This window comes from Gordonia sp. Z-3 (assembly GCF_036233855.1).
In the GTDB taxonomy this organism is placed as follows: domain Bacteria; phylum Actinomycetota; class Actinomycetes; order Mycobacteriales; family Mycobacteriaceae; genus Gordonia; species Gordonia tangerina.
This window is the reverse complement of sequence record NZ_JAZARS010000009.1, coordinates 180,063-205,197: the sequence shown is the minus strand read 5'-3', so window position 1 is coordinate 205,197 and position 25,135 is coordinate 180,063. Positions and strand designations below refer to the sequence as shown.

Here is a 25,135-nt window from a genome sequence, read left to right as displayed (position 1 = left end):
ACCCCAGACGCCGACTCGGCCGACCGGAGCTCAGATGTCCGATGCGGAGATGAGTCGTTGACGGACCGAGAGCAGTTCCATCTCGGGACGGCCACCCGCGAACCGCTCGACGTTGTCGAGCACCTCGATGACATGAGCGCGGTCGGCGGCGACCATGCCCACGCCGATCAGCGTCCGACGGTGGGCGTCGAGATGGCCGACCTCGGCGGCGGAGACACTGAACCGGCGACGAAGCTCTGCGACTACGGGGCGGACCAACGACCGCTTGTGTTTGAGCGAGTGCACATCTCCCAGGAGATAGTCGAACTCGGCGAAACCGATCCACATGGTGCGGCCAGTGTAGTTCCGGGTCAGAAGCCACGCCGCCGCGGGTACAGGCGTTCGGCAAGGGCGTGTTTCTCGGACACGCGTCGAGCACGTGCATCCTGGGCGAACCCGCCGGCGATCGGACGATCCGGGATGACCTCCGGATCGGCGACGACGGTCCACCGTGAGCCGGCCGCGGTGAGCGACCCGTGCTTGGCGGCGTAATAGTCGGGCCGAGGTATCACGGCGACCCCGGAGTCACCGGCCGCGGCCGCGACCAGGTGGGGGTGGAAGCGAGTGCTGATCCACGTGTTGCCCAGGCCGGCCGGCATACCCCGATGCCAAACATCCAGGAAGGGGACGGTGCGGGCGCCGTGCAGGCGATCGCCGAGGCGCACCACGATGTCCCGGTCGCGGCCCGGAATTCCTTCGACCACGGTGACCGCGTCGCCGGGGACGTCCCAGGCGTCGAGCGTGGCGTGCACGAACCCCGCGAGCGCAGGCGCACCACGGTGACCGTGCCAGGCGAAGTCGTCGGTCAGATCACCCTGGATGCACAGCGTCACACCGCCGTCGGGCGTCATGGACTCCGGTTTCTGCAGCGTGCCGGCATCATCGATCGTGAGCCAGGCATCGTCGCCGGTCTGTCGCAGCGCGGGCGTCGGCGCAAGTGCGTCGGCAGACGCGGCATCCCGGACATCGAAGACGTCGAACTCAGCCACCGCCTTCTCGAGCACAGACCACGCCGGTTCGGGCGCCCGCGGCAGCAGTCCCTGCCCGCTGGCGTAGGCCGCGACGCCAGCGGTCCGCGCCAATTCGGCGATCGCTGCCACCAGCGAGACATGATGGGGCCATACGGCATTGACGTATCCACCGCCGAGGAGGTGGACCGATGAGGCCCGGCGGAAAACGTCGACGCCCTCGGCGAGGCGGGGCGCCGGTCCGAACCGGGTCGCGGCGTCGGCTACCCAGACCCATGGCGTGTCGGGATCCGGCCCATCGGTGCGCGTGCGATTCGACGCATACTGCGTGAGCTGCCATAGGGTGTCGACGAAGACGGCCCGAGGATGGATGTCGCGCAGCAACAGTCCGGCCTGACCGGGGCTGTGACAATCCAGTACCACCCTCGCCCGAGGGCGGGTGCGGGCCAAGTGGCGCAGCCAGCCTCGGGCGATCAGTTCGTCGCCGTAGTTCGGCCAGCCGGCCGGAGAGACGAGATAGATGATCTCGTCGTGTCCGCGGCGGACACCGAGGCGATCGCGGATGGCAGCAGGCACACCGGGCACAGGCACCCACGGGATGTTACCCACCCGCTCCGATCACCGGGGCAGGTCGTCAGTCATCGCTGCCGAGCATGTCGGCCACATGGTCGGGGACGTACTTCGACAGCGATCGTGGCGGACGCCGGTAGTTGCCGGTGTCGACCGGCTTCTTGGGCAGCTCCACCTTCGGCCGGGGCACGTCCTCGTAGTCGATGGTCGAGAGCAGATGGGAGATCATGTTGAGGCGGGCATGCTTCTTCACATCGGATTCGACGACGAACCACGGGCTCGTCGCGGTGTCGGTGTGGACCATCATCTCGTCCTTGGCCCGGGAGTAGTCCTCCCATCGGTAGACCGCCTCGAGGTCCATCGGGCTGAGCTTCCATTGCCGGACCGGATCGTCGAGTCGGGACTTGAACCGCTTGAGCTGCTCATCGTCGGACACCGAGAACCAGTACTTGCGCAACAGGATTCCGTCGTCGATGAGCATCTGTTCGAAGATCGGTGTCTGACGGAGGAAGCGCGTGTGCTCCTCCGGTGTGCAGAAGCCCATCACTTTCTCCACACCGGCCCGGTTGTACCAGGATCGGTCGAACAACACGATCTCGCCGGGCGCGGGCAGATGGGCAACGTAGCGCTGGTAATACCACTGACCGCGTTCGCGATCCGTCGGCGCGGGCAGAGCGGCAACTCGCGTGACACGGGGGCTCAGGTATTCGCTGATGCGTTTGATGGTGCCGCCCTTGCCGGCGGCGTCGCGTCCCTCGAAGATCACCACGACGCGGCTACCGGTTGCCCGTACCCACTCCTGCAGTTTCACCAATTCGGTCTGCAGCCGGAACAGTTCGGCCTCGTACGCCTTGGTGGAGAGCTTCGGCCTTTTCGCGGCCTTGTCGTCCTTCGCCTTCTTCGCCATTCACAGAGGATGCCACGGACACCGGTCGCGGGCGATGACACCGCGCCAGCGCCGCAGGTGCGGTGTCGGTCAGGCCGGCAACAGATCTCCCACCGCTGAGATCTCGGCGGTGAGTTCGGCCACCGATGCGTCGATGCGGGCTCGTGAGAATTCGTTGATCTCGAGCCCCGAGACGATTTCCCATCGCCCGCCGACCGGGCGAACCGGGAATGAGCACACCACACCTTCCGGAACGCCGTACACCCCTGGTGAGGGGAGTGCGGCCGAGGTCCAGTCGTCACCCTCGATGCCCAGCACCCAGTCGTGGATGTGGTCGATGGTCGCACTGGCTGCCGACGCCGCCGACGATGCCCCGCGCGCCTCGATGATGGCCGTGCCACGGGTGGCCACGGTGGGGATGAAATCGTCGATAAGCCACGCGCGGTCGGCCGCGAAATCAGCTCCGCTGCGCCCGGCGACCCGGGCATGGAAGATGTCGGGATACTGGGTGGGGGAGTGATTGCCCCACACCGAGACCCGGCTGATGTCGCGCGCCGCGCAGCCGGCACGGCGCGCCAACTGCGCGATCGCGCGATTGTGGTCGAGGCGGGTGAGTGCGGTGAACCGCTCCGGTGGGATGTCGGGGGCGTGCGCCGCGGCGATGGCGGCGTTGGTGTTGGCCGGGTTGCCGACCACGATGACGCGGAGATCTGGCGCGGCAACGTCGTTGAGCACCCGGCCCTGTTCGGCGAAGATGGCTGCGTTGGCCTGCAGCAGGTCGGCCCGCTCCATCCCCTTGGTCCGGGGCTTGGCACCGATCAGGAGCGCGAACTCGGCGCCATCGAAGGCGGCCCGCGGGTCGTCATAGATGTCCACCGAGACGACTTGCTCGAAAGCGCCGTCGTCGAGTTCCATCGCGGTGCCCTCCGCGGCCGACACTGCATGCGGCAACTCCAGCAACCGCAGTCGAACCGGGCGATCATGGCCCAACATCGCGCCGGCGGCGATCCGGAACAGGGCGGCATATCCGATCTGCCCTGCGGCACCGGTCACGGTTACTACGGCGGGGGTGGTCGATGACATCGTGTCCTCTCGTCAGAGTTCTCACAAAGGAAGGTTGCTCAGAATCAGGGCAGTGGCTGATGAGGGACAAGCGGGGTGCGATTCGTCGATGGCCTACGCAACGGCGGGTGGCCCGACGCTACTTACCGATCCTCGAGCAGGATCACCGTGTGCACCGGGCTCGACAACGTGAGGATCGGGCCGAATACGCGCCAGACCAGTGGGACCGACGTGAAACGGGCCAGCCACTCGTCGGCGTCGGCACGGGGTGGGGGACAGGCCATCATCGTGGATGCGAGCCGGCCGATCCGGAGTCGGTCACCGGTGACGGCCACGCTGCCGGCGTGCGAGTTGCATCCGGCGTCCATACCGACACGGTGCGCGTTGTCGAAACCGATGACCACGGGGCCACCACCCGGGATGGTGCCGCCGATCACGGTGACAGATGTATATGTGCGACCGGCGAGCAGGGCATACGGGTCGTCGAGCGGCAACGGCGGCACCGGCGCCGGTCGGATGGGCGCGGGAGGCACCGGCGCGGGTGCCGCTGCGGCCGGCCCGGCGACGAGTGGCTGCGCCAGGATCGCGCTACACAGGAGGAGCATCGGCGCAGATCGGCGCCGATGCCGACCCCGGGGCTCGCGGTGCGGTTCGGTGCACTCGACCGCGTCCGAACCGATGGGGCCGCGCGTCGCCGATGGTGCCTTCACCCCGATGAGTGGCATGGTTCCACGGTACCCAACCGCGACGCCGTTCGCGGGTGGTGACGGCCGGTGATGTCGGCGAGACGACCGGTGGGTGTCGGGCACCGCAAGGCCCCGGTGTCGAGCACCGAAGCGGCGAACGCGGCGCGTACCGTGGACGGCGACCTCGGGGCCGCCCCGCGGTGGATTCGCGCGTCCGCGGGCGTGCCGCCATCGAGACCCGGCGCTCCGACCGCTACCCATGCCCGACAGGCACGAGTCAGGAGAAGTGTTCGGTGGGAAAGCTGACCAACAGCATGTGGCGCCTTCTGGGCTCCCAGTCATCGCGAAATCAGTCGAAGTCCGTCGCACTGATCAAGGACGCAGACACCCACACCTCCTGGGCCGCCGATCTCGCCGACGATGAGTTCGCGGCACAGGCCCAACAGCTCGACATAGGCTCGAAGCCCGCCGACCGTGCGAGGTTTCTCGCGCTCGTCCGGGAGGCCGCAGATCGCTCGCTGGACATGCGGCCGTTCGACGTTCAGTTACAGGGCGCGCTGCGGTTGCTCGAGGGCGACGTGGTCGAGATGGCCACCGGTGAAGGCAAGACACTGGCCGGTGCGATCGCTGCCATCGGGCATGTTCTGCAGGGCCATCGAGTGCATGTGATCTCGGTCAACGACTACCTCGCGACCCGTGACGCGGAGTGGATGGCGCCCTTGTTCGCGGCGTTCGGTCTGGTGGCCCGGGCGGTCGCGGAGAACTCCGATCACGAGGAACGCAAGGCCGCCTACGCCGCCGACATCACCTACGGTTCGGTCAACGAGATCGGATTCGACGTGCTCCGCGACCAACTCGCACTGTCGCCGGATGACCTGGTGTCGCCGAAACCCGACGTGGCGATCATCGACGAGGCGGACTCGGTGCTGGTCGACGAGGCGCTCATCCCGCTGGTGCTGGCCGGGTCCACCGAAACCGAGGTACCCGATCAGGCCATCCACGATGTGGTCGCACGCATGAAGAACAAGCACTACGAGGTCGACACCGAGGGGCGAAACGTGACCCTCACCGAGGAGGGCGCGTCCTTCGTCGAGGAAGAGCTCGGTGGTATCAACCTCTACGACGAGGACCACGTCGGCACCACCCTGGTGCACATCAACATCGCCATGCACGCCCACTATCTGCTCGAGCGGGACGTTCATTACATCGTCCGCGACGGTGGCGTACACCTGATCAACGCCTCGCGTGGCCGTGTCGCGCAGCTGCAACGCTGGCCCGACGGCGTTCAGGCCGCGGTGGAGATCAAAGAGGGGCTCAGCCAGACCGATTCCGGCGAGGTCATCGACACGATCACGGTGCAGGCCCTGATCGGACGGTACCCCTCGGTGTGCGGCATGACCGGCACCGCATTGGCCGCGGGCGAGCAGTTCCGGCAGTTCTACGACCTGCTCGTGTCGCAGATCCCGCCGAACACCTCGGACATCCGGGTCGATGAACCCGACCGCGTGTACGACACCAAGGCGAACAAGGTCGAGGCGATCGTCGGCTACGTCAAAGAGGTGCACGAGACCGGACAGCCGATCCTGATCGGCACGCACGACGTCGCCGAGTCCGAAGAGCTGGCGTACTTCCTCGACAAGGCAGGTGTGTCGACGGTGGTGCTCAACGCGAAGAACGACGCCGAGGAGGCGAAGATCATCGCCGAGGCGGGCGCGCGGAACGCGGTGACCGTCTCCACTCAGATGGCCGGCCGTGGCACCGACATCCGGCTCGGCGGTTCCGCAGACGACGCTGCCGCGCGAGAGGAAGTGGTGGAGTTGGGTGGGCTCTGTGTCATCGGGACCGGACGGCATGACACTCAGCGTCTGGACAACCAACTGCGGGGACGCGCCGGCCGTCAGGGTGATCCGGGCCGCTCGGTGTTCTTTTCCAGTCTCGAGGATCCGGTCGTGACAAGGAATCTGGCTTTCAAACGAGACCCCGTCTCCCAGTCCGAGGACGGCTCGATGGGAGCCAAGGGAATAGACCTCATCGAACAGGCGCAACGGGTCGCTGAAGGTGTGATGCTCGAGTTGCACGCCAACACCTGGCGCTACAACAAACTCGTCAATCAGCAGCGCGACATCGTTGTTGCGCGGCGGATGGAGATCCTGACCACCGACACCGCGCTGGACGAACTCAGCGCACGTGAACCGGACAGGTATGCGCAACTGACGGGTGCAAAGACCGCCGAGCCGAGCGCTCAAGAGTCGAGTTCCGAGGAGTCGAGCCCTCGAGAGTCGAGCACTCAAGCGTCGAGCGCTGAAGGGTCGAACCCCGATCGCTCGGCGACCGCGGAGGGGACGACAGCCGAGGCGGCCCCGATGCCGCCGGTCGAGCCGGTGGACCGCGAGGTCCTCGTGCAGGCGGCACGCGAGATCATGCTGTATCACCTCGACCGGGCATGGGCCGATCATCTGGCGTTCGTGTCCGACGTCCGGTCGAGTATTCACCTGCGTTCGCTCGGCAAGGAGAGCCCGCTCGACGAGTTCCACAAACTGATCCTCGACGAGTTCGCCGGTCTGCCCACCGAGGCCGTGGACAAGGCGTGCGTCACCTTCACCTCCGCGACGATCACCAACGACGGTGTCGATCTGGGGACCGCCGATCTGCATCGCTCCACCACCACGTGGACGTACATGGTGCACGACAACCTCTTCGCGTCGGGCGGCGCGAAGACCCTGCAGGGCATCATCGGCATCTTCCGGTGACCGGAGACACGGACGGCCGCGGTGATCCCCGAGCGGAGGCCGAGGCCACCACCGTCGCCGACGATCGATGGTTGACCGTTCCGAACGCACTGAGCGTCTTACGGCTCGCGCTGATACCGGTGTTCATCTGGCTGTTGCTGGTCGAAGAAGCCGATGGCTGGGCGTTCGCGATCCTGTTGTTCTCCGGTTTCTCCGACTGGGCGGATGGCAAGATCGCGCGTTGGCTCGACCAGTCCTCACGGATCGGCGCATTGCTCGATCCCGCCGCCGACCGTCTCTACATCGTCATCATCCCCATCGCGTTCGGAATCCGAGAGTTCGTGCCGTGGTGGCTGATCGCCGTGATCATCGCGCGCGATCTCGCATTGTTCGCCACGGCACCGCTGTTGCGTTCACGTGGCCTGGTGGCATTGCCGGTGCTCTACATCGGCAAGGCGGCCACTTTCGCCTTGATGAGCGCGTTTCCGTGGCTGCTTGCCGGACAATTGGATTCGATCATCGGCACCATCTGCTATCCCATCGGGTGGGCGTTCATGATCTGGGGCGTCGGGCTGTATCTGTGGTCGTTTGTGCTGTACGGGTATCAGACAGTGCTCGTGCTCCGACGGATGCCTCCGCAGAACGCCGCCGCAACGTAACCTGAATTTCCGAAGAGTCGCCGCCGCGTTGGTGCGACAGACCAGAAAGGTGCACCGTGACCGAAACCAATGTGCCCGCCGGCCTGCGTTATACGGCCGAACACGAATGGGTGGAGAGGACCGGGCCGACCAGTGTTCGGGTGGGCATCACCGATTTCGCACAGGACGCGCTCGGTGACGTGGTGTTCGTGCAGCTGCCGGCCGTCGACGACGCCGTGGAGTCCGGCGAGTCCTTCGCCGAGGTCGAGTCGACCAAGAGTGTCTCGGACATCTACGGGCCTCTGGAGGGTACGGTGTCCGAGGTCAACGGCGAGCTCGAGACGGCTCCCGAATTGGTCAACTCGGACCCGTATGGTTCGGGATGGCTGGTCGTCATCAGCGTCGCCGACGAGTCCGCTCTGGACGCGGCGCTGGCCGACACTCTCGACGCCGACGGCTATCGCGCGGTCATCGAGGGCTGATTCGCCACACATGTGGTGGTGAATCACAAGCCGGTGACGCGGCCGGTGTCGGCGGTCGGTCGGCTCGACGGATACGACTATGATCGTCGGTGTCGTGATCGACTCGATCGCCCGTGTGGAGGCCGCGACACGGTACGGTTACTCACAGCAGATCCGGCCCGCCGACCCGAACGTCGTCGGCCGGACCGGAGCCCGAGGTGGACGATGACGGACCGGCATCGTCGGCGTGCGGGACATGCGACTCGCGTGTCGCCGCGAGCCGTGACATGCCGGTGACGCCGAGATCCGCGGGCACCGAAACAGACGAAGGAGAAGTGGTGAGCGAAAACGACAAGGACCTCGAGGCGCCGGTGGAGACCACATCGGTTTTCCGGGAGGAGTTCATCTCCGAACTCGACGCCGGGGCGACCACCTCGAGTGAACCTGCCGATACCGGGGTCGAGAGGCTCTCTCCCGGCACGGCGCTGCTTGTCGTCAAGCGCGGCCCCAACGCCGGCTCGCGATTTCTGCTCGATCAGCCGACGACGTCGGCGGGTCGGCATCCCGACAGCGACATCTTTCTCGACGACGTGACGGTGAGCCGTCGCCACGCCGAATTCCGCCTCGGTGACAACGAGTTCCAGGTAGTCGACGTGGGCAGCCTCAACGGCACCTATGTCAACCGTGAGCCGGTGGACACCGCGCAGCTGAGCAATGGCGACGAGGTGCAGATCGGCAAGTTCCGTCTCGTGTTCCTGAGCGGTCCGCGCGACGGCCACGCCGGCGCCTGACGCCGTGACGGCGTCGTCGGCAGGTCAGCGCGGCGAAGGATCGATGTCGATCGGCTCGGTCCTCGCCTTGCTGCGTGAGGATTTCCCGGATGTGACGATCTCCAAGATCCGCTTCCTGGAATCCGAGGGTCTGATCACTCCCGAGCGGGCGCCGTCGGGTTATCGCCGGTTCAGTTCGGCAGATGTCGAGCGATTGCGATTCGTGCTGACCGCACAACGGGATCGGTACCTGCCGCTGAAGGTCATCAAGGAGCAACTCGACGCGATCGACAGCGGCGACGGCGGTCCGGGTGGCGCCACCCGGCTGATCTCCTCGGCTCGCGGAGCGGTGGCGCCGGCCACCGACTTCGGTTCCCGGGGCGATCGGGTGTCACGCGAGGCCCTCATCGAGCGCACTGGTGTGGATGCGGCATTCGTGACCGAGCTACAACGCAACGGCCTGCTGTCGGCCGGTCCGGCCGGATTCTTCGACGAAGACGCCGTGCGACTGGTCGAGGCTGCGGCGGCGCTGGCCAATTACGGTCTGGAGACGCGGCATCTGCGGGCGTTCAAGGTCTCCGCGGACCGCGAGGCCGGCTTGGTGGCGCAGATCGCGAACCCGATCGCCAAGGGCAAGGGAACCGGGGCGCGGGATCGCGCCGAGGAGTTGGTCCGTGAGATCGCTGCTCTGTCGGTGACGTTGCACACCCAGCTGGTCAAGGCCGCGGTCCGCGACGTCCTGGACTGATCTGTCGATCCCGGACCGATCTGGGCTCGGGTGGCCGCCACGGTCGGGTCATGCGGTGTAGCGTCGTGTTCAGTGATCGGCAGGCGCGAGGGACTGCCTTCGAGGAGCCACCGACCGATCATCCGGCGATCATGAGGAAGCGGGTGCGAGATGGGCGAAATGCGAGTCGTGGGCATTCGGGTCGAGCCGCCGCAGAGCCAGCCGGTGCTGCTCCTGCGTGAGGTGGATGGTGAACGATATCTGCCGATCTGGATCGGACAGAGCGAGGCCGCATCGATCGCCTTGCAGCAGAAGGGTATCGAGCCACCACGTCCGCTCACCCATGATCTGATCGTCAACTTGATCAACGACTTCGGCAAGACGCTGCGCGAGGTCCGCATCGTCGACATGCAAGAGGGCACCTTCTACGCGGAGATGGTCTTTGCCGACGAATTGCGGGTCTCCGCGCGCCCGTCGGATTCGATCGCGGTCGCCATGAGGGCGGGAGTGCCGATCGTCGCCGACGAAGACGTACTGACCGAGGCGGGACTGCTCATCCCCGACGAGAACGGCGACGAGGACGCTCCCGCGGAGGCCAAAGAGGACGAGGTCGAGAAGTTCAAGGAATTCCTCGACAACGTCTCGCCGGACGACTTCAAGGCGAGCGGCGGGGCGTAGCGCGTTGATGGCGCCCAACGCTGGATCGGTTGCCGAGAACAGGGGCGAACGACCCAGATCACGGAACGGACACCGCCAGGTCACTGTTTGCTCGATCTCAAGTAGAGGTTGAGGTTCCAGGGCGAGTCGCGTTGATTCCGCCCTCGCGGGCCGCATACCGTCGACACGTCGCCCGAATTGAGCGGGGACGAAGGATGATCGTCTGTCAGGCGCGTACTGTTGTAGCAGTCTCGAGGGAAACCTCGAGCTGACGTGTCTGTCGAGTCGATCCTGGCGTTGCGAGGGAGTCTGCAGTGGGCGATCAGCCGTTCGACGACGAAATGCCGTCACCGACCGAGGTGACCGCGGCCGACGGCGAGGTCGACAGCGACCGCACCGGGGCGTCGAACTCGGGTGCCGCCACGCAGGGCAGTCTCGATGACATCGCGCCCGGCATCTTTCCCAACGACACCGTGCCGGACGAGCTGGTGGGCTATCGCGTGCCCAGTGCGTGCCAGATCGCCGGAATCACCTATCGGCAGCTCGACTACTGGGCCCGCACGTCGCTGGTGGTGCCGTCCATTCGCGGCGCGGCAGGGTCGGGCAGCCAGCGTCTGTACTCGTTCAAGGACATCTTGGTCCTCAAGATCGTGAAGCGATTGCTCGACACCGGGATCTCGCTCCAGAACATCCGGGTCGCGGTCGACCACCTACGTCAGCGTGGGGTGGAGGATCTGGCCCGCATCACCCTGTTCTCCGACGGCACCACGGTCTATGAGTGCACCTCGGCGGAAGAGGTCGTCGACTTACTGCAAGGTGGCCAGGGCGTCTTCGGGATCGCTGTCAGCGGTGCCATGCGTGAACTGACCGGAACCATCGCCGACTTCCCCGGCGAGCGGGCCGATGGCGGTGTCACCGAGACCGCGCCAGAAGACGAACTGGCCGCGCGGCGCAAGAATCGGACCCGTCGGACCGGCTAGAGCCCTCGGGCCGGTCAGGGTGCCGAGGCATCAGCGGCCCATGCACTCCTGCCGGACCGATCGGCGCAGTGTGGCGCAGCGTCAATCCATCGGCGAAACCCGGATGAGGTTGCCGTCCGGATCGGCGGCCACGAATGTTCGGCCGAAGACGTCGTCATAAGGCTCCTGCACCACTCGGACCCCTGCCGCCGCCCACCGCGCATGGATCACGTCGATCGCGGACGCCGCGCCGGGAATCATCAGCCCGACCTCGCACGTGCGCGGGGTGGCAGGAAGCGCGTGGTCACTACGACCGGTCCACAGGGCGAACAGAACCCCGGGTGCGACCTCGAAGGCGACATAGCGAGGACTCACGAATTTCGGCTGTACATCGAACAATTCGCAGTAGAACGTGGTTGCGGCCTCAGCGTCGCGGACGTAGATCAGAAACAGGTTCGGTGGGGGCATCAGGGCGCTCCTCGGGTCGTGGGTGATGACGCCACGCCAGTAGATCAGCGAATCACGACATCGACTGTCAGGTTTTGTCGGGCCGGATCGCGTCCTCGCCGGGGGTCTGCTCCCGCCCCTTCGGTCGATTCACTGTGCCGACCCCGGAGACGGGCGACCTGCGCCGCGGTCATGCCCACGTATACTGAGGTCGCGCCGCTGCGTCTCGGGAGAGAGTCACCGCCACATGGGCGGAGGCCGCCGAAGGAGCAACACCTCCTCGTCAAACTCTCAGGCACCCAGGACCGTGATGTTGACGGCGTCTCTGGAAAGTGAGTCGGGGCAACCCGGTTCCGCCCACGGTGAAAGGTCGACTACCGGCCGAATCTCTCAGGCGCCCAGCTGTCCGTTCGCGGATCGACAGGCATGACAGAGGGGGAGGGCCGCAGACCGCCGAGAGGTTGACCTGTCATGCCCGCCACGCCCGTCTCTGCCGCCTTCGTCGATCGCCACGTCGGCCCGAATGCCACCGAGACCGAACGTATCCTCGCCGCGATCGGCATCTCGTCTCTCGATGAACTCGCCGCCCGGGTGGTCCCGGCGGTCATCGCCGATGAGCCGGACTCCAACGGTCTGCAGTCGTTGCCGCCCGCGGTCAGCGAGCACGACGTGCACGAACAACTCGCCCACCTCGCGGGCCGCAACACCGTCGCCCGCTCCATGATCGGGCTGGGCTACCACGACACCCATACCCCGCCGGTGATCCTGCGCAACGTGCTGGAGAACCCTGCGTGGTACACCGCCTATACGCCCTATCAGCCCGAGATCAGCCAGGGTCGGCTCGAAGCGTTGCTCAACTTTCAGACCATGGTCGCGGATCTGACCGGGATGGAGGTCGCCAACGCATCGATGCTCGACGAGGCGACCGCTGCGGCCGAGGCGATGACGTTGCTGAGACGCGCAGGCAAGTCCCGATCACCACGGTTGGTGGTCGATGCCGACCTCTTCCCACAGACGCGCGCCGTGATCGACACCCGCGCTCAACCGCTCGGGATCGAGGTCGTCGAGGCCTCGCTGCATCCCGCGATGCCGGACTGCGGTCTGCCCGAGGGAGACTTCTTCGGTGTGATCATGCAGGCACCCGGGGCGTCGGGCCGCATCCTGGATGTCGGCCCTGTCATCGACGCCGCGCATGCGCGCGGGGCTCTGGTCGCAGTGGGGGCCGACCTGCTGGCAGCGACCCTGATCACGCCACCGGGTGAGTTGGGCGCGGATGTCTGCTTCGGCACCACCCAGCGCTTCGGCGTGCCGATGGGATTCGGTGGACCGCACGCCGGCTACCTGTGTGTGCGTTCGACGCATGCGCGTCAACTGCCCGGCCGTCTGGTGGGTGTTTCGAAGGATGCCGACGGCAATCTCGCTTACCGCCTGTCGCTGCAGACCCGGGAACAACACATCCGGCGTGAGAAGGCGACCAGCAACATCTGCACCGCGCAGGTGCTCCTGGCGGTGGTGGCCGCGATGTACGCGTCCTATCACGGGGCCGACGGATTGCGGGCGATCGCTCGTCGCGTCCACGAACATGCGGTGTTCCTGGCCGACAGTCTCACCGTTGCGGGGTTTTCCATCGCCCACTCGTCGTTCTTCGACACGATCGTGGTTCGCGCACCCGGGCAGGCCGACAGCGTGATCGCACATGCCAAGCGCGAGAACGTGAACCTGCGGCGGATCGACGGCGACACCGTGGGTATCGCGTGCGACGAGACCACCACCGCAGCCGATCTCGCTGTGGTGCTGCGTGCGTTCAGCGCCGAAGGTGTTCGCCGACATGCATTTTCGCAACCGATCGAGACCCGTGACACCGAATTCCTGACGCATCCGGCGTTCAACAGGTACCGCACCGAAACGGCGATGCTGCGCTATCTGCGTGCGCTCTCCGACAAGGACATCGCGCTCGATCGCAGCATGATCCCACTGGGTTCGTGCACCATGAAGCTCAATGCCACCGCGGAGATGGAACCGATCACCTGGCCCGGCTTCGCGCGCCTGCACCCGTTTGCCCCGGCGGCCGACACGGTCGGCATCCGCGAGGTGATCTCCACCCTGGAGGACTGGCTGGTCGCCGTCACCGGCTATGACCGGGTGAGCGTGCAGCCCAACGCGGGCTCGCAGGGCGAGTTCGCCGGGTTGCTGGCGATCCGCCGATACCATCTCGGGCGCGGTGACACCGGCCGCGACGTGTGCCTGATCCCATCGAGCGCGCACGGCACCAACGCCGCATCGGCGGTCATGGCCGGGCTGCGCGTGGTGGTGGTCGGTTGCCGAGAGAACGGCGACGTCGACGTCGACGATCTGCGCGCCAAAATCGACAAACACCGAGATGCGCTGGCCGCCATCATGATCACCTACCCATCGACCCATGGCGTCTTCGAGCACGACATCGAGGAGATCTGTGCGGCCGTGCACGATGCGGGCGGCCAGGTGTATGTGGACGGTGCGAATCTGAACGCCCTGGTGGGTGTGGCCCGTCCAGGACGATTCGGCGGCGACGTGAGTCACCTGAACCTGCACAAGACCTTCTGCATCCCGCACGGGGGTGGCGGTCCGGGTGTGGGGCCGGTCGCGGTGCGGTCTCACCTCGCGCCGTATCTGCCCGGTCATCCCCTCGCCGACGACCTCCCCGGGGACTCGACGATCTCGGCGGCGCCGTACGGATCGGCCTCGATCCTGCCGATCACCTACGCCTACATTGCGATGATGGGCGCCGACGGGCTGCGTCGAGCCACCCTCACCGCGATCGCCTCGGCCAACTACATCGCGCGGCGTCTCGGGGATCATTACCCGGTGCTGTATGCCGGCGAGAATGGTCTGGTCGCCCACGAGTGCATCCTCGACCTTCGGCCGTTGACGAAGGAGACCGGCGTCACCGTCGACGATGTGGCCAAACGACTGGCCGACTACGGTTTCCACGCTCCCACCATGAGCTTTCCGGTGGCGGGAACACTGATGGTGGAGCCGACCGAGAGTGAGAATCTCGACGAACTCGACGCGTTCTGTGACGCGATGATCGCCATCCGCGCCGAGATCGACCGCGTCGGAGCCGGGGAGTGGCCAGCCGACGACAACCCGCTGCGCGGGGCACCGCACACCGCCGAGGCGTTGGTCGGCGACTGGGATCACCCCTACTCCCGAGAGGTGGCGGTGTATCCGCTCGGCCTCCCGTCGGCGGGTGCCCGCGCCAAGATCTGGCCCGCGGTCCGACGGATCGATCAGGCCTTCGGCGACCGCAACCTCGTGTGCAGCTGCCCGCCCATCGAGGCCTTCAGCAGCTGATCTCGATACGCCACTCACTTCGTTCGCGGCTACTCGATCAGCGGGTGGGGCCACTCACTACGTTCGCGGCTACTCGATCAGCGGGTGGGGCCACTCACTACGTTCGCGGCTACTCGATCAGTGGGTGGGGCCACTCACTACGTTCGCGGCTACTCGATCAGCGGGTGGGGCCACTCACTACGTTCGCGGCTACTCATCGACGGGGTACGCCGGGTCGTTTGTCGGTGGTGAAGGTGGCCGGGTCGAATGTCGGTGGTCGAGTAGCCCCGAGCCGCTAGGCGAGGGGTGTATCGAGACCACGTCACCTCAGTCCGAAGTCCTCACCCCGCCGTCACCGGCCCGCTGTCGGGCCCGTAGACGAGCCGATTGATGGTGACAGTTGCCGCCGTCTCGGGAATCGGCATCGGGTTCTCGGTGAGCGGGAATGTGACGGTGGCGGTCTTCTCGGGCATCGGCGCGTCACCGCGGAACCCCAGTGCCGTCAGCGTCGCGAGATGTTCGGGCTGGCTGGCGAAGGCGAAGAACTCGGCCACCGCATCGGTCTGTTCGGCTGCGACGCCGTCACCGGTGAGTCGGATGATCGGATAGTCGGCGATCGGGGTCGGACCTCCGGGGATCACCTCGGCGAGACGTGGGGTGGTGTCGTCGCGGGTCAATTGATACAGCGACTGTTCCGTGATGGCCACGGCATGAATGGTGGCGTCGGCCGGGTCGGACGCATCGGCCATCAGCCGCGCTGCGCCGACCGGCGTCCCGTCGGGCGACTGCGGTGCACCCGACGACATCGCTTCGATACTCGAGGCCACCCGCGGCGAGTCCGCGTCCTGTTCGGTGAGCGGACCCATGGTCCGGGTGACCTGCATCGCCACCGCCTGCGCAGCCAGCGCCGTCGCGTCGGACTGCGCACCAATCGGCATCGCCAGGCGAATCGAACCCCAGCTGCCCAACCCGAAGGCGCCCAACGAGGCATCGCGCTGTTGCAGCGTCGGCAACTGTTGCCAGTCGAGTTCGCCGTCGAACGCCTCGGCCAACTCCGGGGCCGTGGCCAACACCACCGGCGAACTGACCAGTGAGGACGGAGTGCCGTCGACGATGTCGGGGCGCGCGCTGACCAAATCCGCCGCCCAGATCGATGACTGCGGCACCCACGCCGCAGGCCGGGCGCCGAGCGCGGCGGGATCCCAGGCGCCGGCCAGACCGTCCAGGGTGACCTTCGCGTCGCCGGGCCGGACCTCTACCACCACGCAGTGATCACGCACCACCGGCCCGGTTTTCGAGTACTCGGCAGCGATGGTGCTCAACGCATCGGCGACATCGGGGTCGGCGATGATCGGAACGGTGGTACGACCTTCGACACAGTTGCCAGCGGCTTGCTCACCTTGCCGGTCGATACGGTCGCCGAGTTGGAACCACACCACGACCACGGCCGCCACGAGGACGACGGTCAGCAGTGCGCCGACCAGACCTCGACTGACCCCCCGACCACGCATCGATGCGCCACGGTCGGTGCTGCGATGGTGAGCCAACCCCCCGCCTTCCGCTCTTCGGGCATTCGCCGCCTGTCACCCCGATCCGACTGTGATCGGGGTGACAGATGACGACGATAGCGGACATCGTCCCGGCTGACAGCATGGTGGCCTGCCGACCACCGGTCCGCGGACGGCTGTCCGGGCCTCAGTCAGGCGTTGGCTGCTTTGTACTCGCGGCGCTTGGCGTGCAGGATCGGCTCGGTGTATCCGCTGGGCTGGGTGGTCCCCTCCAGGATCAGTGCCTTCGCGGCCTGGAACGCGATGTTGGAGTCGAAATCCGCAGCCATCGGACGGTAAGCGGGGTCGTCGGCGTTCTGTCGGTCCACCACCGGGGCCATCCGCTCCAGCGAGGCGACCACGTCGTCGGCGGTCACGATGCCGTGATGAATCCAGTTCGCCAGCAACTGGCTGGAGATGCGCAGGGTGGCGCGGTCTTCCATCAGTGCGACGTCGTGGATGTCGGGCACCTTGGAGCAACCCACACCGTGGTCGATCCAGCGCACCACATAACCCAGGATCGACTGGCAGTTGTTGTCGAGTTCCTGCTGCTTCTCCTCGGCCGACCAGTCGGTCTTCGGTGCGAGCGGAATGGTCAGGATGTCGTCGACGTCAGCGGGGTCGCGCTTGGCGATCTCGTCCTGACGTTCGAAGACGTCCACGAGGTGATAGTGCATCGCGTGCAGCGTCGCAGCTGTCGGTGACGGGACCCAGGCGGTCGTGGCACCGGCCTTCGGCTGGCCGATCTTCTGCTCGACCATGTCGGCCATAAGGTCGGTCATGGCCCACATGCCCTTGCCGATCTGCGCCTTGTGCTGCAGTCCGGCGGCCAGGCCGGTGTCGACGTTGAAGTCCTCGTAGGCCGCGATCCACTTCTGCTGCTTCATCTCACCCTTGCGGATCATCGCGCCGGCCTCCATGGAGGTGTGGATCTCGTCGCCGGTCCGATCGAGGAAGCCGGTGTTGATGAAGACTACGCGATTCTCGGCGGCCTTGATGCAGGCCTTCAGGTTGACGGTCGTGCGACGTTCCTCGTCCATGATGCCGACCTTGAGGGTGTTCTCCGGCAGTCCGAGCACTTGCTCGACGCGACCGAACAGCTCGACGGTGAACGCCACTTCGTCGGGGCCGTGCATCTTCGGCTTGACGATGTAGATCGAACCGGTTCGTGAGTTCTGCACGCCGGCCTCGGTGGACAGCCCGTGGATACCGGCCAGCGAGGTCACCAGTGCATCGAGGATGCCCTCGGGGACTTCGTTGCCGTCGGCGTCGAGCACTGCCGGGTTGGTCATCAGGTGACCGACGTTGCGCACGAACAGCAGTGAACGGCCGTGCAGATCGAAGCCGGAACCATCGGGTGCGGTGTACTCACGGTTGGCGTGCAGCGTGCGGGTGAAGCTCTTGCCGCCCTTGCTCACCTCTTCGGCGAGATCACCCTTGTTCAGTCCCAGCCAGTTGCGGTAGCCGAGCACCTTGTCGTCGGCGTCGACGGCGGCCACCGAGTCCTCGAAGTCCATGATCGTGGTGATCGCCGACTCCATCACCACATCCTTGATGCCTGCCGGGTCGGTCTTTCCGATGGGCGATTCCGGATCGATCTCGATGTCGAGGTAGAGGCCGTTGTGGCGCAACAGGATCGACGACGGTGACGACGGTTCGCCGCGATAACCGGCGAACGCCGAGGGGTCGGCGAGGGTGGCGGTCTTCTGATCGGCCAACGTGACCTGCAGTGCTCCGTCGACGACCGCGAACGCCGCCACGTCGGTGTAGCTGCACTGCTCGAGCGGCACCGCCTGGTCGAGGAAGGCTTTCGCGTAGGCGATCACCTTGTCACCGCGCACCTGGTTGTAGGACGAACCCTTTTCGGCGCCGTCGGTCTCGGGGATCACGTCGGTGCCGTAGAGCGCGTCGTAGAGCGACCCCCACCGTGCGTTGGATGCGTTGAGGGCGAACCGTGCGTTGAGCACCGGCACCACGAGCTGCGGTCCTGCCGTCTCGGCGATCTCGCGGTCGACGTTCTCGGTGGCGATCTGGAAATCGGCCGGCGGCTCGACCAGGTACCCGATGTCGGTGAGAAACTTCTTGTAGGTGGCGAAGTCCCCGGCACCGTCGTTGTCCTTGTGCCATTGGTCGATCTTGGCCTGCAGATCGTCGCGTACGGCGAGCAGTTCCCGGTTGCGCGGGGCAAGGTCGCCGATGACCGATGCGGCGCCCGCCCAGAAGCTGTTCTGGTCTACACCGGTACCGGGCAACGCCTCGTTGTTGATGAAGTCATACAGGACAGTGGCGACCTGCAGTCCATTGACGTTGGTCCGGTCAGACATGACAGCCTTTCTCCTACGGTGAATCGACCCCACCATGCTACTCGCCGGTAATCGGCGCTTCGCGGGGATCCCGTCCGGTCTGTCCGAGCAGGTGACGACACCGTTCGGCCACCGCGGCCCGAAGGATCTCGCCGGCGGTCGCGATCTCGGATTGTTCGCGCACATACTGCGCTCGACCGGCGGGGGTCTCTATCGGCACCGGGTCATAGCCCAGCTCGCTCAGATCGTAGGGACTCGCCCGCATGTCGAGTTCGCGGGCGCGCAGCGCGAGAGCGAAGCAGTCCAGGGTCAGGTCGGAGTCGATCAACGGTGCCAGCGTGAAGCACGCCCGGTACAGGTCCATCGTCGCGTGCAGACAGCCCGGCTGCTCATCGGCGAGCTGATGGTCGCGGGTCAGTTTGGCTTCGTTGTATGGCCGCGCGAGCGGTGTGAAGAACCGGAACGCGTCGAAATGAGTGCAGCGCAGTGGCATCTCGTCGACCACCGCATCGGTTCCGGCGGCCCCGAGGCGTAGCGGAAGGTCGTGGCGGAGATCGTCGGTGCGGTAGACCATCGCCCATTCGTGCAGGCCGAAGCAACCCAGCCGCGCAGGACGCGAGGCCGTGGCACGTAGCAGCGCTTCGGTGGCGGCCAGAGTGCCCGTCCGCGCGCGCAGGTGATCGGGGTCCACCGACACCCCGCCGGCCACGCGCCGATAGCCACGCAGGGGCAGGTATTCGTCGGCGTCACCGAGCACGACGCCGTAGCCGGGATGCCAGCGCTGCACATGCGCCGGCCGTGACGAGTAGTACGTGAACAGGAAGTCGATCACCGGGTGCTTCGACCCGCTCCGGCGCTCGCGCAGATAGTCACCGATCAACGCCTCGACTCGATCGCGATGACTCTCACGCAGCCCGATCCACTGACGACGAGTAAGCACCCCGTCGACACGGGTCTCGGCGGCCGACCCCGTCGTCATACCCGATGGGTCTCGTCGCGGACGTTGCCGACGAATTCCTCGACCAGGTCGGCGAGCGCGACGACTCCGATGGTGCGGCCGCTCTCGTCGACCACCGCGCCCAGGTGCGAGCTGGTGCGGCGCAGTGCGGAGGTGGCCTCCTCGAGCAGGGTGGATGACGCGATGACCGGTAGCGCGCGGATCTTGGAGATGCCGATGATCGTGTCCGGTCCGATCCGCTCGTCGAGAATCTCGTCGAGGACGTCCTTGAGGTGCAGGTAGCCGGTGAGTGTGCCGTCGGGCCCGCGGACCGGGAACCGGGAGAACCCGGTGTCACTGACCGCGCGCTCCACCGACCCGAGTGTGGGCCCGGTGCCGCCGGTTTTCTCGTCCACCTCCATCGACACGCTGCGCAGCGTGTCCAGTGGAATCATCACTTCACCGACGGTCCGGCTGACCGACTGCAGCGCACGGGTCAGCCGTTCATGTTCTTCGGCGTCGATCAGTCCTTCCCGCTTGGACTCGACGATCATCTGGGCCAGTTCCCCCGGGGAGACGCTGGAGGCCAGTTCGTCCTTGGGTTCCACCCGCATCAAGCGCAGCGAGATGTTGGCGAGCCAGTTGTAGAACGCGATGAGCGGACGCGCGATCCGGATGAACATGAGGTGGGCCGGTACCAGCAACATCGCCGAGGTCTCCGGGCCGGCGAGCGCGATGTTCTTGGGCACCATCTCGCCGATGAGGATGTGCAGCACCACCACCAGCGACAGCGCGACGGTGAACGAGATCGGATGCAGCAGGGCATCGGGTACGTGTACGAGATGAAGGGGTCGCTCGATGAGATGGGCGACCGCCGGCTCGCCCACCCGGCCGAGCAGGATGGAGCAGATGGTGATGCCCAGCTGCGCGCCGGCCAGCATCAGCGACAGTCGCTCGCCGGCGCCGATCACGGTCCGCGCACGCTTCTTCCCGGCCTCTTCGAGGGCCTCGAGTCGATCGCGACGTGCCGAGATCAGCGAGAACTCGGCACCGACGAAGAATGCGTTGCCGCCGAGGAGCACCACGGTGAGCAGCACCGCCCAGAGATCACCCATGGGTCGGCGCCCCTGCGCGGGTCGCGTCGCCGACCGGCTGTAGCGAGACGACGTCGATTCGTCGGCCGTCCATCTGGGTCACCGTCGCCCGCCAGGAGACGTCGTCGCTCTCGGCCGGTTCGTGTTCGTCGTCGTCGGCGTCGATGGCGGGGGTACGGTCGGGCAGTTCGACCGTGTCGCCGACCATCGGTATGCGGCCCAAGCAGAACATGACCAGACCGCCGAGCGTGTCGTAGGACCCCTCCGGAGCACGGTAGCCGGTGGCATCGGCGACCTCGTCGATCCGGAGCAGCCCCGAGCACAGGTAGCCCGCGCCGTCCTCGGCGACGTCGGCGCGTTCGCGGTCGTGCTCATCGGTGACGTCGCCGAGGATCTCCTCGATCAGATCCTCGGTGGTGACGATGCCTGCGGTGCCGCCGTACTCGTCGATCACCACGCAGACCTCCATACCGTCGGCGCGGATCCGCTCCATCAGTGCGTCCCCGTCGAGGCTCACCGGCACCCGCGGCACCGTCCGCGCGATCGAGGCGACGGTGGTGTGCGCGGCGCGCTCGGGACTCACGGTGAACGCCTGCTTGATGTGGACGACGCCCACCAGGTCGTCGAGGTCCCCGTCTATCACCACGGGGAAGCGAGAATGCCCGGTTCGCGACGACGCCAACACCAGATCGCGAATGTTGTCGTCACGGTCGAGGCATTCGATGGTGACGCGCGGTGTCATCAGGTCCTCGGCGGTCAGTTCACCGAATCGCAGGGAGCGGTCGACCAGGGCGGCGGTGCCGGCGTCGATGGAACCCTCGCGGGCGGAGTTGCGCACCAACGACACCAGCTCCTGAGGCGACCGAGCCGACGCGAGCTCCTCGGCGGGTTCGATGCCCAGCCGGCGCACCACCCAGTTCGCGGACCCGTTGAGGCCGTTGATCGCCCACCGGAACGCGGCCGAGAAGATCGTCATCGGGCCCGCGGTGGCACGGGCGACCGCCAGCGGCTTCGCGATCGCCAGGTTCTTGGGGATCAACTCGCCGAGGACCATCGACAACGACGTCGCGATGACGAGTGCCAGGACGAGGGACACCCCGTCGACCATGGATTCGCCGAGCCCCAGCCCGGTCAGGGCGGGGGAGAGGATCCGGGCCAGGACCGGTTCGGCGATGTAGCCGGTGATCAGTGTGGTGATCGTGATTCCGAGTTGGGCGCCGGAGAGCTGGAACGAGAGCGTGGAGTGCGCGCGCTGGACCAGCCGGGAACGGCGGTCGCCGCGAGTGTCGACGTCGTCGGAGATGGTCGACCGCTCCAGTGCGGTCAGCGAGAACTCCGCGGCAACGAAGAGCGCGGTCCCCAGGGTGAGCGCGAGGAAACCGACGAGACTGGCGACGAGGAGGAGGATCTCCAACCGTCACCACCCGCCCGGCAGCGGGCGCCCTTCGGCGAATCCGGCGGCCGACTGCACCCCCAGGACGACCTTGTCGTGCAACTCGGCCAGCGTGCGGGCCCCGGCGTAGGTGGCGGTGCTGCGCACACCCGAGCAGATGTGATCGATCAGGTCCTCGACCGACGGTCGGTCGGGGTCGAGCCGGATTCGTGAACTCGAGATGCCTTCCTCGAACAACGACTTGCGCGCGCGGTCGTAGGCGCCATCACTGGCCGACCGGGCCGCGACGGCACGTTTGGACGCCATGCCGAAGCTGACCTTGTACATGCCCCCGGCGTCGGTCTGCAGATCGCCGGGCGACTCATAGGTGCCGGCGAACCACGAGCCGATCATGACGTTCGACGCGCCGGCCGCGATCGCGAGGGCCACATCCCGCGGGTGGCGCACTCCGCCGTCGGCCCACACGTGCGCACCCCGCGCTCGCGCCACCTCGGCGCATTCGGCGACCGCAGAGAACTGTGGGCGCCCGACGCCGGTCATCATGCGGGTGGTGCACATGGCTCCGGGACCCACACCGACCTTCACGATGGTCGCGCCGGCATCCAGCAGGTCGGTGGTTCCCTGTGCCGACACCACGTTGCCTGCGGCGATGGGGACGCCGGGGTCGGCGGAGGCGACGGCCTCCAACGCGCTGAGCATCTTCTCCTGATGGCCGTGCGCGGTGTCGATCACCAGCAGGTCCGCGCCCGCCGCGGCGAGCGCCTTGGCCTTGCCCACCACGTCGCCGTTGATGCCGACGGCAGCCGCGATACGCAGCCGTCCCGCGCCGTCGACGTTGGGTCGGTAGATCGCGTGTCGTAGCGCACCCAGTCGGGTGAGGACCCCGGCCAGACGCCCGTCGTCGTCGACGAGCACGGCGAGCCCGAGGTGACGATCGCCGAGCGCGTCGAAGACATCGCGGGGCGCGGTGTCCACCGGCAGCGTGATGATGTCGGGATCGAGCACTTCGCGCACCCGCGAGAACCGGTCGACGTCTCGGCATCGTTTCTCGGTGACCACGCCGATCGGCCGACCGTCGTCCACCACGACGGCCGCACCGTGCGCACGCTTCGGGATCAGCGCCAGGGCGTCGGAGACCGAGCTCTCGGCGGTCAGGGTGACCGGCGTGTCGGCGACGAGATGACGTGACTTCACGTGATCGATCGACGCCGAGACCGCAGCGATCGGCAGATCCTGCGGCAACACCACCAGTCCGCCACGGCGCGCGAGTGTCTCGGCCATGCGTTTACCGGCGACCGCGGTCATGTTCGCGGCGACGATCGGGATGGTGGTGCCGCTGCCGTCCGACGTCGAGATGTCCACATCGAACCGCGATGTGACGTCCGATCTGTTCGGAACGATGAACAGGTCGTCGTAGGTCAGATCGTGGGTCGGTGCGTGACCTTCCAGGAATCGCACGATGTCCCCGGAGCTCCTCTCAGGCCGTGACTTCGGTCCGGTCTCCGCTCCACAACGTGTGGAACGTACCCGGCTTGTCGATGCGCTGGTAGGTGTGCGCACCGAAGAAGTCACGCAGCCCCTGGGTGAGGGCGGCCGGCAACCGTTCGCTGCGCAGGGCGTCGTAGTAAGAGAGCGACGACGCGAACGCCGGCACCGGGATGCCCATGGTGGTGGCGGTGGCCACCACCCGACGCCAGCTGTCCACCGCGTCTTCGACGGCGCTGCGGAAGTACGGCGCGAGCAGCAGGCTGGGCAGTTCCGGATTCTCGGCATACGCATCGCGGATGCGGTTGAGGAACTTCGCCCGGATGATGCACCCGCCGCGCCAGATGGTGGCGAGGTCTCCGGGGGTCACGTCCCAGCCGTATTCGGCGCTGCCGGCGGCGATCTGATCGAATCCCTGGGCGTAGGCGACGACCTTGGAGGCATAGAGAGCCTTGTTGATGTCGTCGACGAAGGTCTTCGCGTCGGCGGGTGCGGCCGACAGGGTGCCCGATTCGAGTTCCTGGGCCTGCTTGCGCTGATCGGTTGCACTCGACAGCGCCCGCGCGAAGACGGCCTCCGCGATACCGGTGGTCGGGATGCCCAGATCCAGTGCCGACTTCACCGTCCACCGGCCCGTGCCCTTCTGGCCCGCGGCGTCGGTGATCACATCAACGAGTGGTTTGCCGGTCTCGGCGTCGACCTGGGAGAGCACCTCGGCGGTGATCTCCACCAGGTAGCTGTCGAGGTCGCCGGAATTCCACTCCCGGAAGACGTCGGCGATGTCGGCGACCGGCATGTCGAGGGCCTTGCGCATGAGGTCGTAGGCCTCGCCGATGAGCTGCATGTCGGCGTACTCGATACCGTTGTGCACCATTTTCACGAAGTGCCCGGAACCGTCCGGACCGATGTGTGTGCAGCACGGCTCACCGTCGACGTGTGCCGAGATCTGTTCGAGCAGTGGCCCGAGCGACTCGTATGACTCCTTCGGTCCGCCGGGCATGATCGACGGACCGTTGAGGGCGCCCTCCTCGCCGCCGGAGATCCCCGCGCCGACGAAGTTGAGTCCGCGGGCCGACATCGCCGACTCTCGACGGATGGTGTCAGTGTAGAGCGAGTTGCCACCATCGATGATGATGTCGCCCTCCTCCATGAGGCCGGCGAGCTCCTCGATCACCGCGTCGGTGGGATCGCCGGCCTTGACCATGATGAGCACCCGGCGCGGACGCTCCAGGGCCGCGACGAACTCTTCCATGGTCTCGGTGCGGATGAACGAACCGTCCGAGCCGTGTTCGGACAACAGCGCGTCGGTCTTGGCGATGCTGCGGTTGTGCAGCGCGACCGTGTAGCCGTTGCGTGCGAAGTTGCGGGCGATATTCGAGCCCATGACGGCGAGACCGGTGACGCCGATCTGGGCCTTTGTCGAGTCAGGGGAGTCGGAACCGGTGGCGGCAGAAGTCGTCATGGC

22 protein-coding genes and 1 riboswitch are annotated in these 25,135 nt (G+C 66.6%); of the genes, 8 read left to right on the top strand and 14 right to left on the bottom strand.

Annotated features, from left to right (window positions below; translation table 11 throughout):
• Nucleotides 1-30: 30 nt before the first annotated feature.
• The 5 genes from VX037_RS12885 to VX037_RS12865 all read right to left on the bottom strand — a co-directional run bounded on the left by VX037_RS12885 (nt 31) and on the right by VX037_RS12865 (nt 4,250).
• Nucleotides 31-327 carry a DUF503 domain-containing protein gene (locus VX037_RS12885; protein ID WP_235724240.1) on the bottom strand — a complete coding sequence of 99 codons (297 nt, stop codon included), beginning with the start codon at nt 325-327 and terminating at the stop codon, nt 31-33.
• A gap of 23 nt (nt 328-350) precedes the next feature.
• Entirely contained in the window at nt 351-1,598 is a 1,248-nt protein-coding gene (locus tag VX037_RS12880) for a polysaccharide pyruvyl transferase family protein (RefSeq protein ID WP_328714541.1), read from the bottom strand.
• A 43-nt stretch (nt 1,599-1,641) separates the two neighbouring features.
• On the bottom strand, nt 1,642-2,484 hold the full coding sequence (gene ppk2, locus VX037_RS12875; RefSeq protein WP_266061458.1) for a polyphosphate kinase 2: 843 nt from the start codon (nt 2,482-2,484) through the stop codon (nt 1,642-1,644).
• Nucleotides 2,485-2,553: 69 nt separating this feature from the next.
• Nucleotides 2,554-3,546 (bottom strand): malate dehydrogenase, encoded by a 993-nt coding sequence (locus VX037_RS12870; protein WP_287017117.1) that lies wholly within the window; start codon nt 3,544-3,546, stop codon nt 2,554-2,556.
• A gap of 122 nt (nt 3,547-3,668) precedes the next feature.
• The gene (locus VX037_RS12865) at nt 3,669-4,250 is read right to left on the bottom strand and encodes an META domain-containing protein (RefSeq protein WP_328714539.1); all 582 of its coding nucleotides are present in this window, start codon (nt 4,248-4,250) and stop codon (nt 3,669-3,671) included.
• Nucleotides 4,251-4,504: 254 nt separating this feature from the next.
• On the opposite strand from VX037_RS12865, the gene secA2 reads away from it, so the two are divergent.
• The 3 genes from secA2 (at nt 4,505) to gcvH (ending at nt 8,060) form a co-directional block, all read left to right on the top strand.
• On the top strand, nt 4,505-6,961 hold the full coding sequence (secA2, locus tag VX037_RS12860) for an accessory Sec system translocase SecA2 (protein ID WP_328714537.1): 2,457 nt from the start codon (nt 4,505-4,507) through the stop codon (nt 6,959-6,961).
• A 71-nt stretch (nt 6,962-7,032) separates the two neighbouring features.
• Nucleotides 7,033-7,599, top strand: coding sequence for a CDP-alcohol phosphatidyltransferase family protein (locus VX037_RS12855; protein WP_235724285.1), 567 nt, complete (start codon nt 7,033-7,035; stop codon nt 7,597-7,599).
• 56 nt (nt 7,600-7,655) lie between these two features.
• Nucleotides 7,656-8,060 (top strand): glycine cleavage system protein GcvH, encoded by a 405-nt coding sequence (gcvH, locus tag VX037_RS12850; RefSeq protein WP_235724234.1) that lies wholly within the window; start codon nt 7,656-7,658, stop codon nt 8,058-8,060.
• A gap of 142 nt (nt 8,061-8,202) precedes the next feature.
• Here the strand turns inward: gcvH and VX037_RS12845 are convergent, their stop codons facing one another.
• The gene (locus VX037_RS12845; protein ID WP_235724233.1) at nt 8,203-8,355 is read right to left on the bottom strand and encodes a hypothetical protein; all 153 of its coding nucleotides are present in this window, start codon (nt 8,353-8,355) and stop codon (nt 8,203-8,205) included.
• Nucleotides 8,356-8,374: 19 nt separating this feature from the next.
• On the opposite strand from VX037_RS12845, the gene garA reads away from it, so the two are divergent.
• From garA to VX037_RS12825, 4 genes are all read left to right on the top strand, one after another.
• On the top strand, nt 8,375-8,830 hold the full coding sequence (gene garA / locus VX037_RS12840) for a glycogen accumulation regulator GarA (protein WP_160904252.1): 456 nt from the start codon (nt 8,375-8,377) through the stop codon (nt 8,828-8,830).
• Between the two features lie 4 nt (nt 8,831-8,834).
• Nucleotides 8,835-9,557: a transcriptional regulator FtsR gene (gene ftsR, locus VX037_RS12835; protein WP_435948554.1), complete on the top strand. Its 723-nt coding sequence runs from the start codon at nt 8,835-8,837 to the stop codon at nt 9,555-9,557.
• 150 nt (nt 9,558-9,707) lie between these two features.
• A complete protein-coding gene (locus tag VX037_RS12830; RefSeq protein ID WP_235724230.1) occupies nt 9,708-10,214 on the top strand; it encodes a bifunctional nuclease family protein in 507 nt (168 codons plus the stop codon).
• Between the two features lie 293 nt (nt 10,215-10,507).
• Nucleotides 10,508-11,173, top strand: coding sequence for a MerR family transcriptional regulator (locus VX037_RS12825; RefSeq protein ID WP_235724229.1), 666 nt, complete (start codon nt 10,508-10,510; stop codon nt 11,171-11,173).
• 81 nt (nt 11,174-11,254) lie between these two features.
• Here VX037_RS12825 and VX037_RS12820 read toward each other — a convergent pair whose 3' ends face one another.
• On the bottom strand, nt 11,255-11,620 hold the full coding sequence (locus tag VX037_RS12820) for a VOC family protein (protein WP_328714536.1): 366 nt from the start codon (nt 11,618-11,620) through the stop codon (nt 11,255-11,257).
• A gap of 196 nt (nt 11,621-11,816) precedes the next feature.
• Nucleotides 11,817-11,917, top strand: a riboswitch (glycine riboswitch).
• A gap of 153 nt (nt 11,918-12,070) precedes the next feature.
• Here VX037_RS12820 and gcvP point away from each other — a divergent pair.
• Nucleotides 12,071-14,932 carry an aminomethyl-transferring glycine dehydrogenase gene (gene gcvP, locus VX037_RS12815; RefSeq protein WP_328714534.1) on the top strand — a complete coding sequence of 954 codons (2,862 nt, stop codon included), beginning with the start codon at nt 12,071-12,073 and terminating at the stop codon, nt 14,930-14,932.
• Nucleotides 14,933-15,252: 320 nt separating this feature from the next.
• Here gcvP and VX037_RS12810 read toward each other — a convergent pair whose 3' ends face one another.
• The 7 genes from VX037_RS12810 to gndA all read right to left on the bottom strand — a co-directional run bounded on the left by VX037_RS12810 (nt 15,253) and on the right by gndA (nt 25,132).
• Nucleotides 15,253-16,458 carry a substrate-binding domain-containing protein gene (locus tag VX037_RS12810; RefSeq protein ID WP_328714533.1) on the bottom strand — a complete coding sequence of 402 codons (1,206 nt, stop codon included), beginning with the start codon at nt 16,456-16,458 and terminating at the stop codon, nt 15,253-15,255.
• A 152-nt stretch (nt 16,459-16,610) separates the two neighbouring features.
• Complete coding sequence (locus VX037_RS12805; protein WP_328714531.1) at nt 16,611-18,782, bottom strand: malate synthase G; 2,172 nt, start codon at nt 18,780-18,782, stop codon at nt 16,611-16,613.
• A 37-nt stretch (nt 18,783-18,819) separates the two neighbouring features.
• Complete coding sequence (locus VX037_RS12800; RefSeq protein ID WP_235724224.1) at nt 18,820-19,740, bottom strand: 3-methyladenine DNA glycosylase; 921 nt, start codon at nt 19,738-19,740, stop codon at nt 18,820-18,822.
• Nucleotides 19,737-20,813, bottom strand: coding sequence for a hemolysin family protein (locus VX037_RS12795; protein WP_266061450.1), 1,077 nt, complete (start codon nt 20,811-20,813; stop codon nt 19,737-19,739). Before VX037_RS12795 ends, VX037_RS12800 begins: the two co-directional genes overlap by 4 nt.
• The gene (locus tag VX037_RS12790) at nt 20,806-22,206 is read right to left on the bottom strand and encodes a hemolysin family protein (protein WP_235724222.1); all 1,401 of its coding nucleotides are present in this window, start codon (nt 22,204-22,206) and stop codon (nt 20,806-20,808) included. The genes VX037_RS12795 and VX037_RS12790 overlap by 8 nt, the downstream gene beginning before the upstream one ends.
• Before the next feature lie 3 nt (nt 22,207-22,209).
• A complete protein-coding gene (locus VX037_RS12785; protein ID WP_235724221.1) occupies nt 22,210-23,643 on the bottom strand; it encodes a GuaB1 family IMP dehydrogenase-related protein in 1,434 nt (477 codons plus the stop codon).
• A 19-nt stretch (nt 23,644-23,662) separates the two neighbouring features.
• Complete coding sequence (gndA, locus tag VX037_RS12780; protein ID WP_266061448.1) at nt 23,663-25,132, bottom strand: NADP-dependent phosphogluconate dehydrogenase; 1,470 nt, start codon at nt 25,130-25,132, stop codon at nt 23,663-23,665.
• Between the last annotated feature and the right edge of the window lie 3 nt (nt 25,133-25,135).

What these genes read in the sequence shown, in the direction of transcription:
- VX037_RS12885 (WP_235724240.1), bottom strand. Translation starts at nt 327, where the DNA reads ATGTGGATCGGTTTCGCCGAGTTCGACTATCTCCTGGGAGATGTGCAC.
- ppk2 (WP_266061458.1), bottom strand. Translation starts at nt 2,484, where the DNA reads ATGGCGAAGAAGGCGAAGGACGACAAGGCCGCGAAAAGGCCGAAGCTC.
- VX037_RS12870 (WP_287017117.1), bottom strand. Translation starts at nt 3,546, where the DNA reads ATGTCATCGACCACCCCCGCCGTAGTAACCGTGACCGGTGCCGCAGGG.
- VX037_RS12865 (WP_328714539.1), bottom strand. Translation starts at nt 4,250, where the DNA reads ATGCCACTCATCGGGGTGAAGGCACCATCGGCGACGCGCGGCCCCATC.
- VX037_RS12830 (WP_235724230.1), top strand. Translation starts at nt 9,708, where the DNA reads ATGGGCGAAATGCGAGTCGTGGGCATTCGGGTCGAGCCGCCGCAGAGC.
- VX037_RS12820 (WP_328714536.1), bottom strand. Translation starts at nt 11,620, where the DNA reads ATGCCCCCACCGAACCTGTTTCTGATCTACGTCCGCGACGCTGAGGCC.
- gcvP (WP_328714534.1), top strand. Translation starts at nt 12,071, where the DNA reads ATGCCCGCCACGCCCGTCTCTGCCGCCTTCGTCGATCGCCACGTCGGC.
- VX037_RS12805 (WP_328714531.1), bottom strand. Translation starts at nt 18,782, where the DNA reads ATGTCTGACCGGACCAACGTCAATGGACTGCAGGTCGCCACTGTCCTG.
- VX037_RS12800 (WP_235724224.1), bottom strand. Translation starts at nt 19,740, where the DNA reads ATGACGACGGGGTCGGCCGCCGAGACCCGTGTCGACGGGGTGCTTACT.
- VX037_RS12795 (WP_266061450.1), bottom strand. Translation starts at nt 20,813, where the DNA reads ATGGGTGATCTCTGGGCGGTGCTGCTCACCGTGGTGCTCCTCGGCGGC.
- gndA (WP_266061448.1), bottom strand. Translation starts at nt 25,132, where the DNA reads ATGACGACTTCTGCCGCCACCGGTTCCGACTCCCCTGACTCGACAAAG.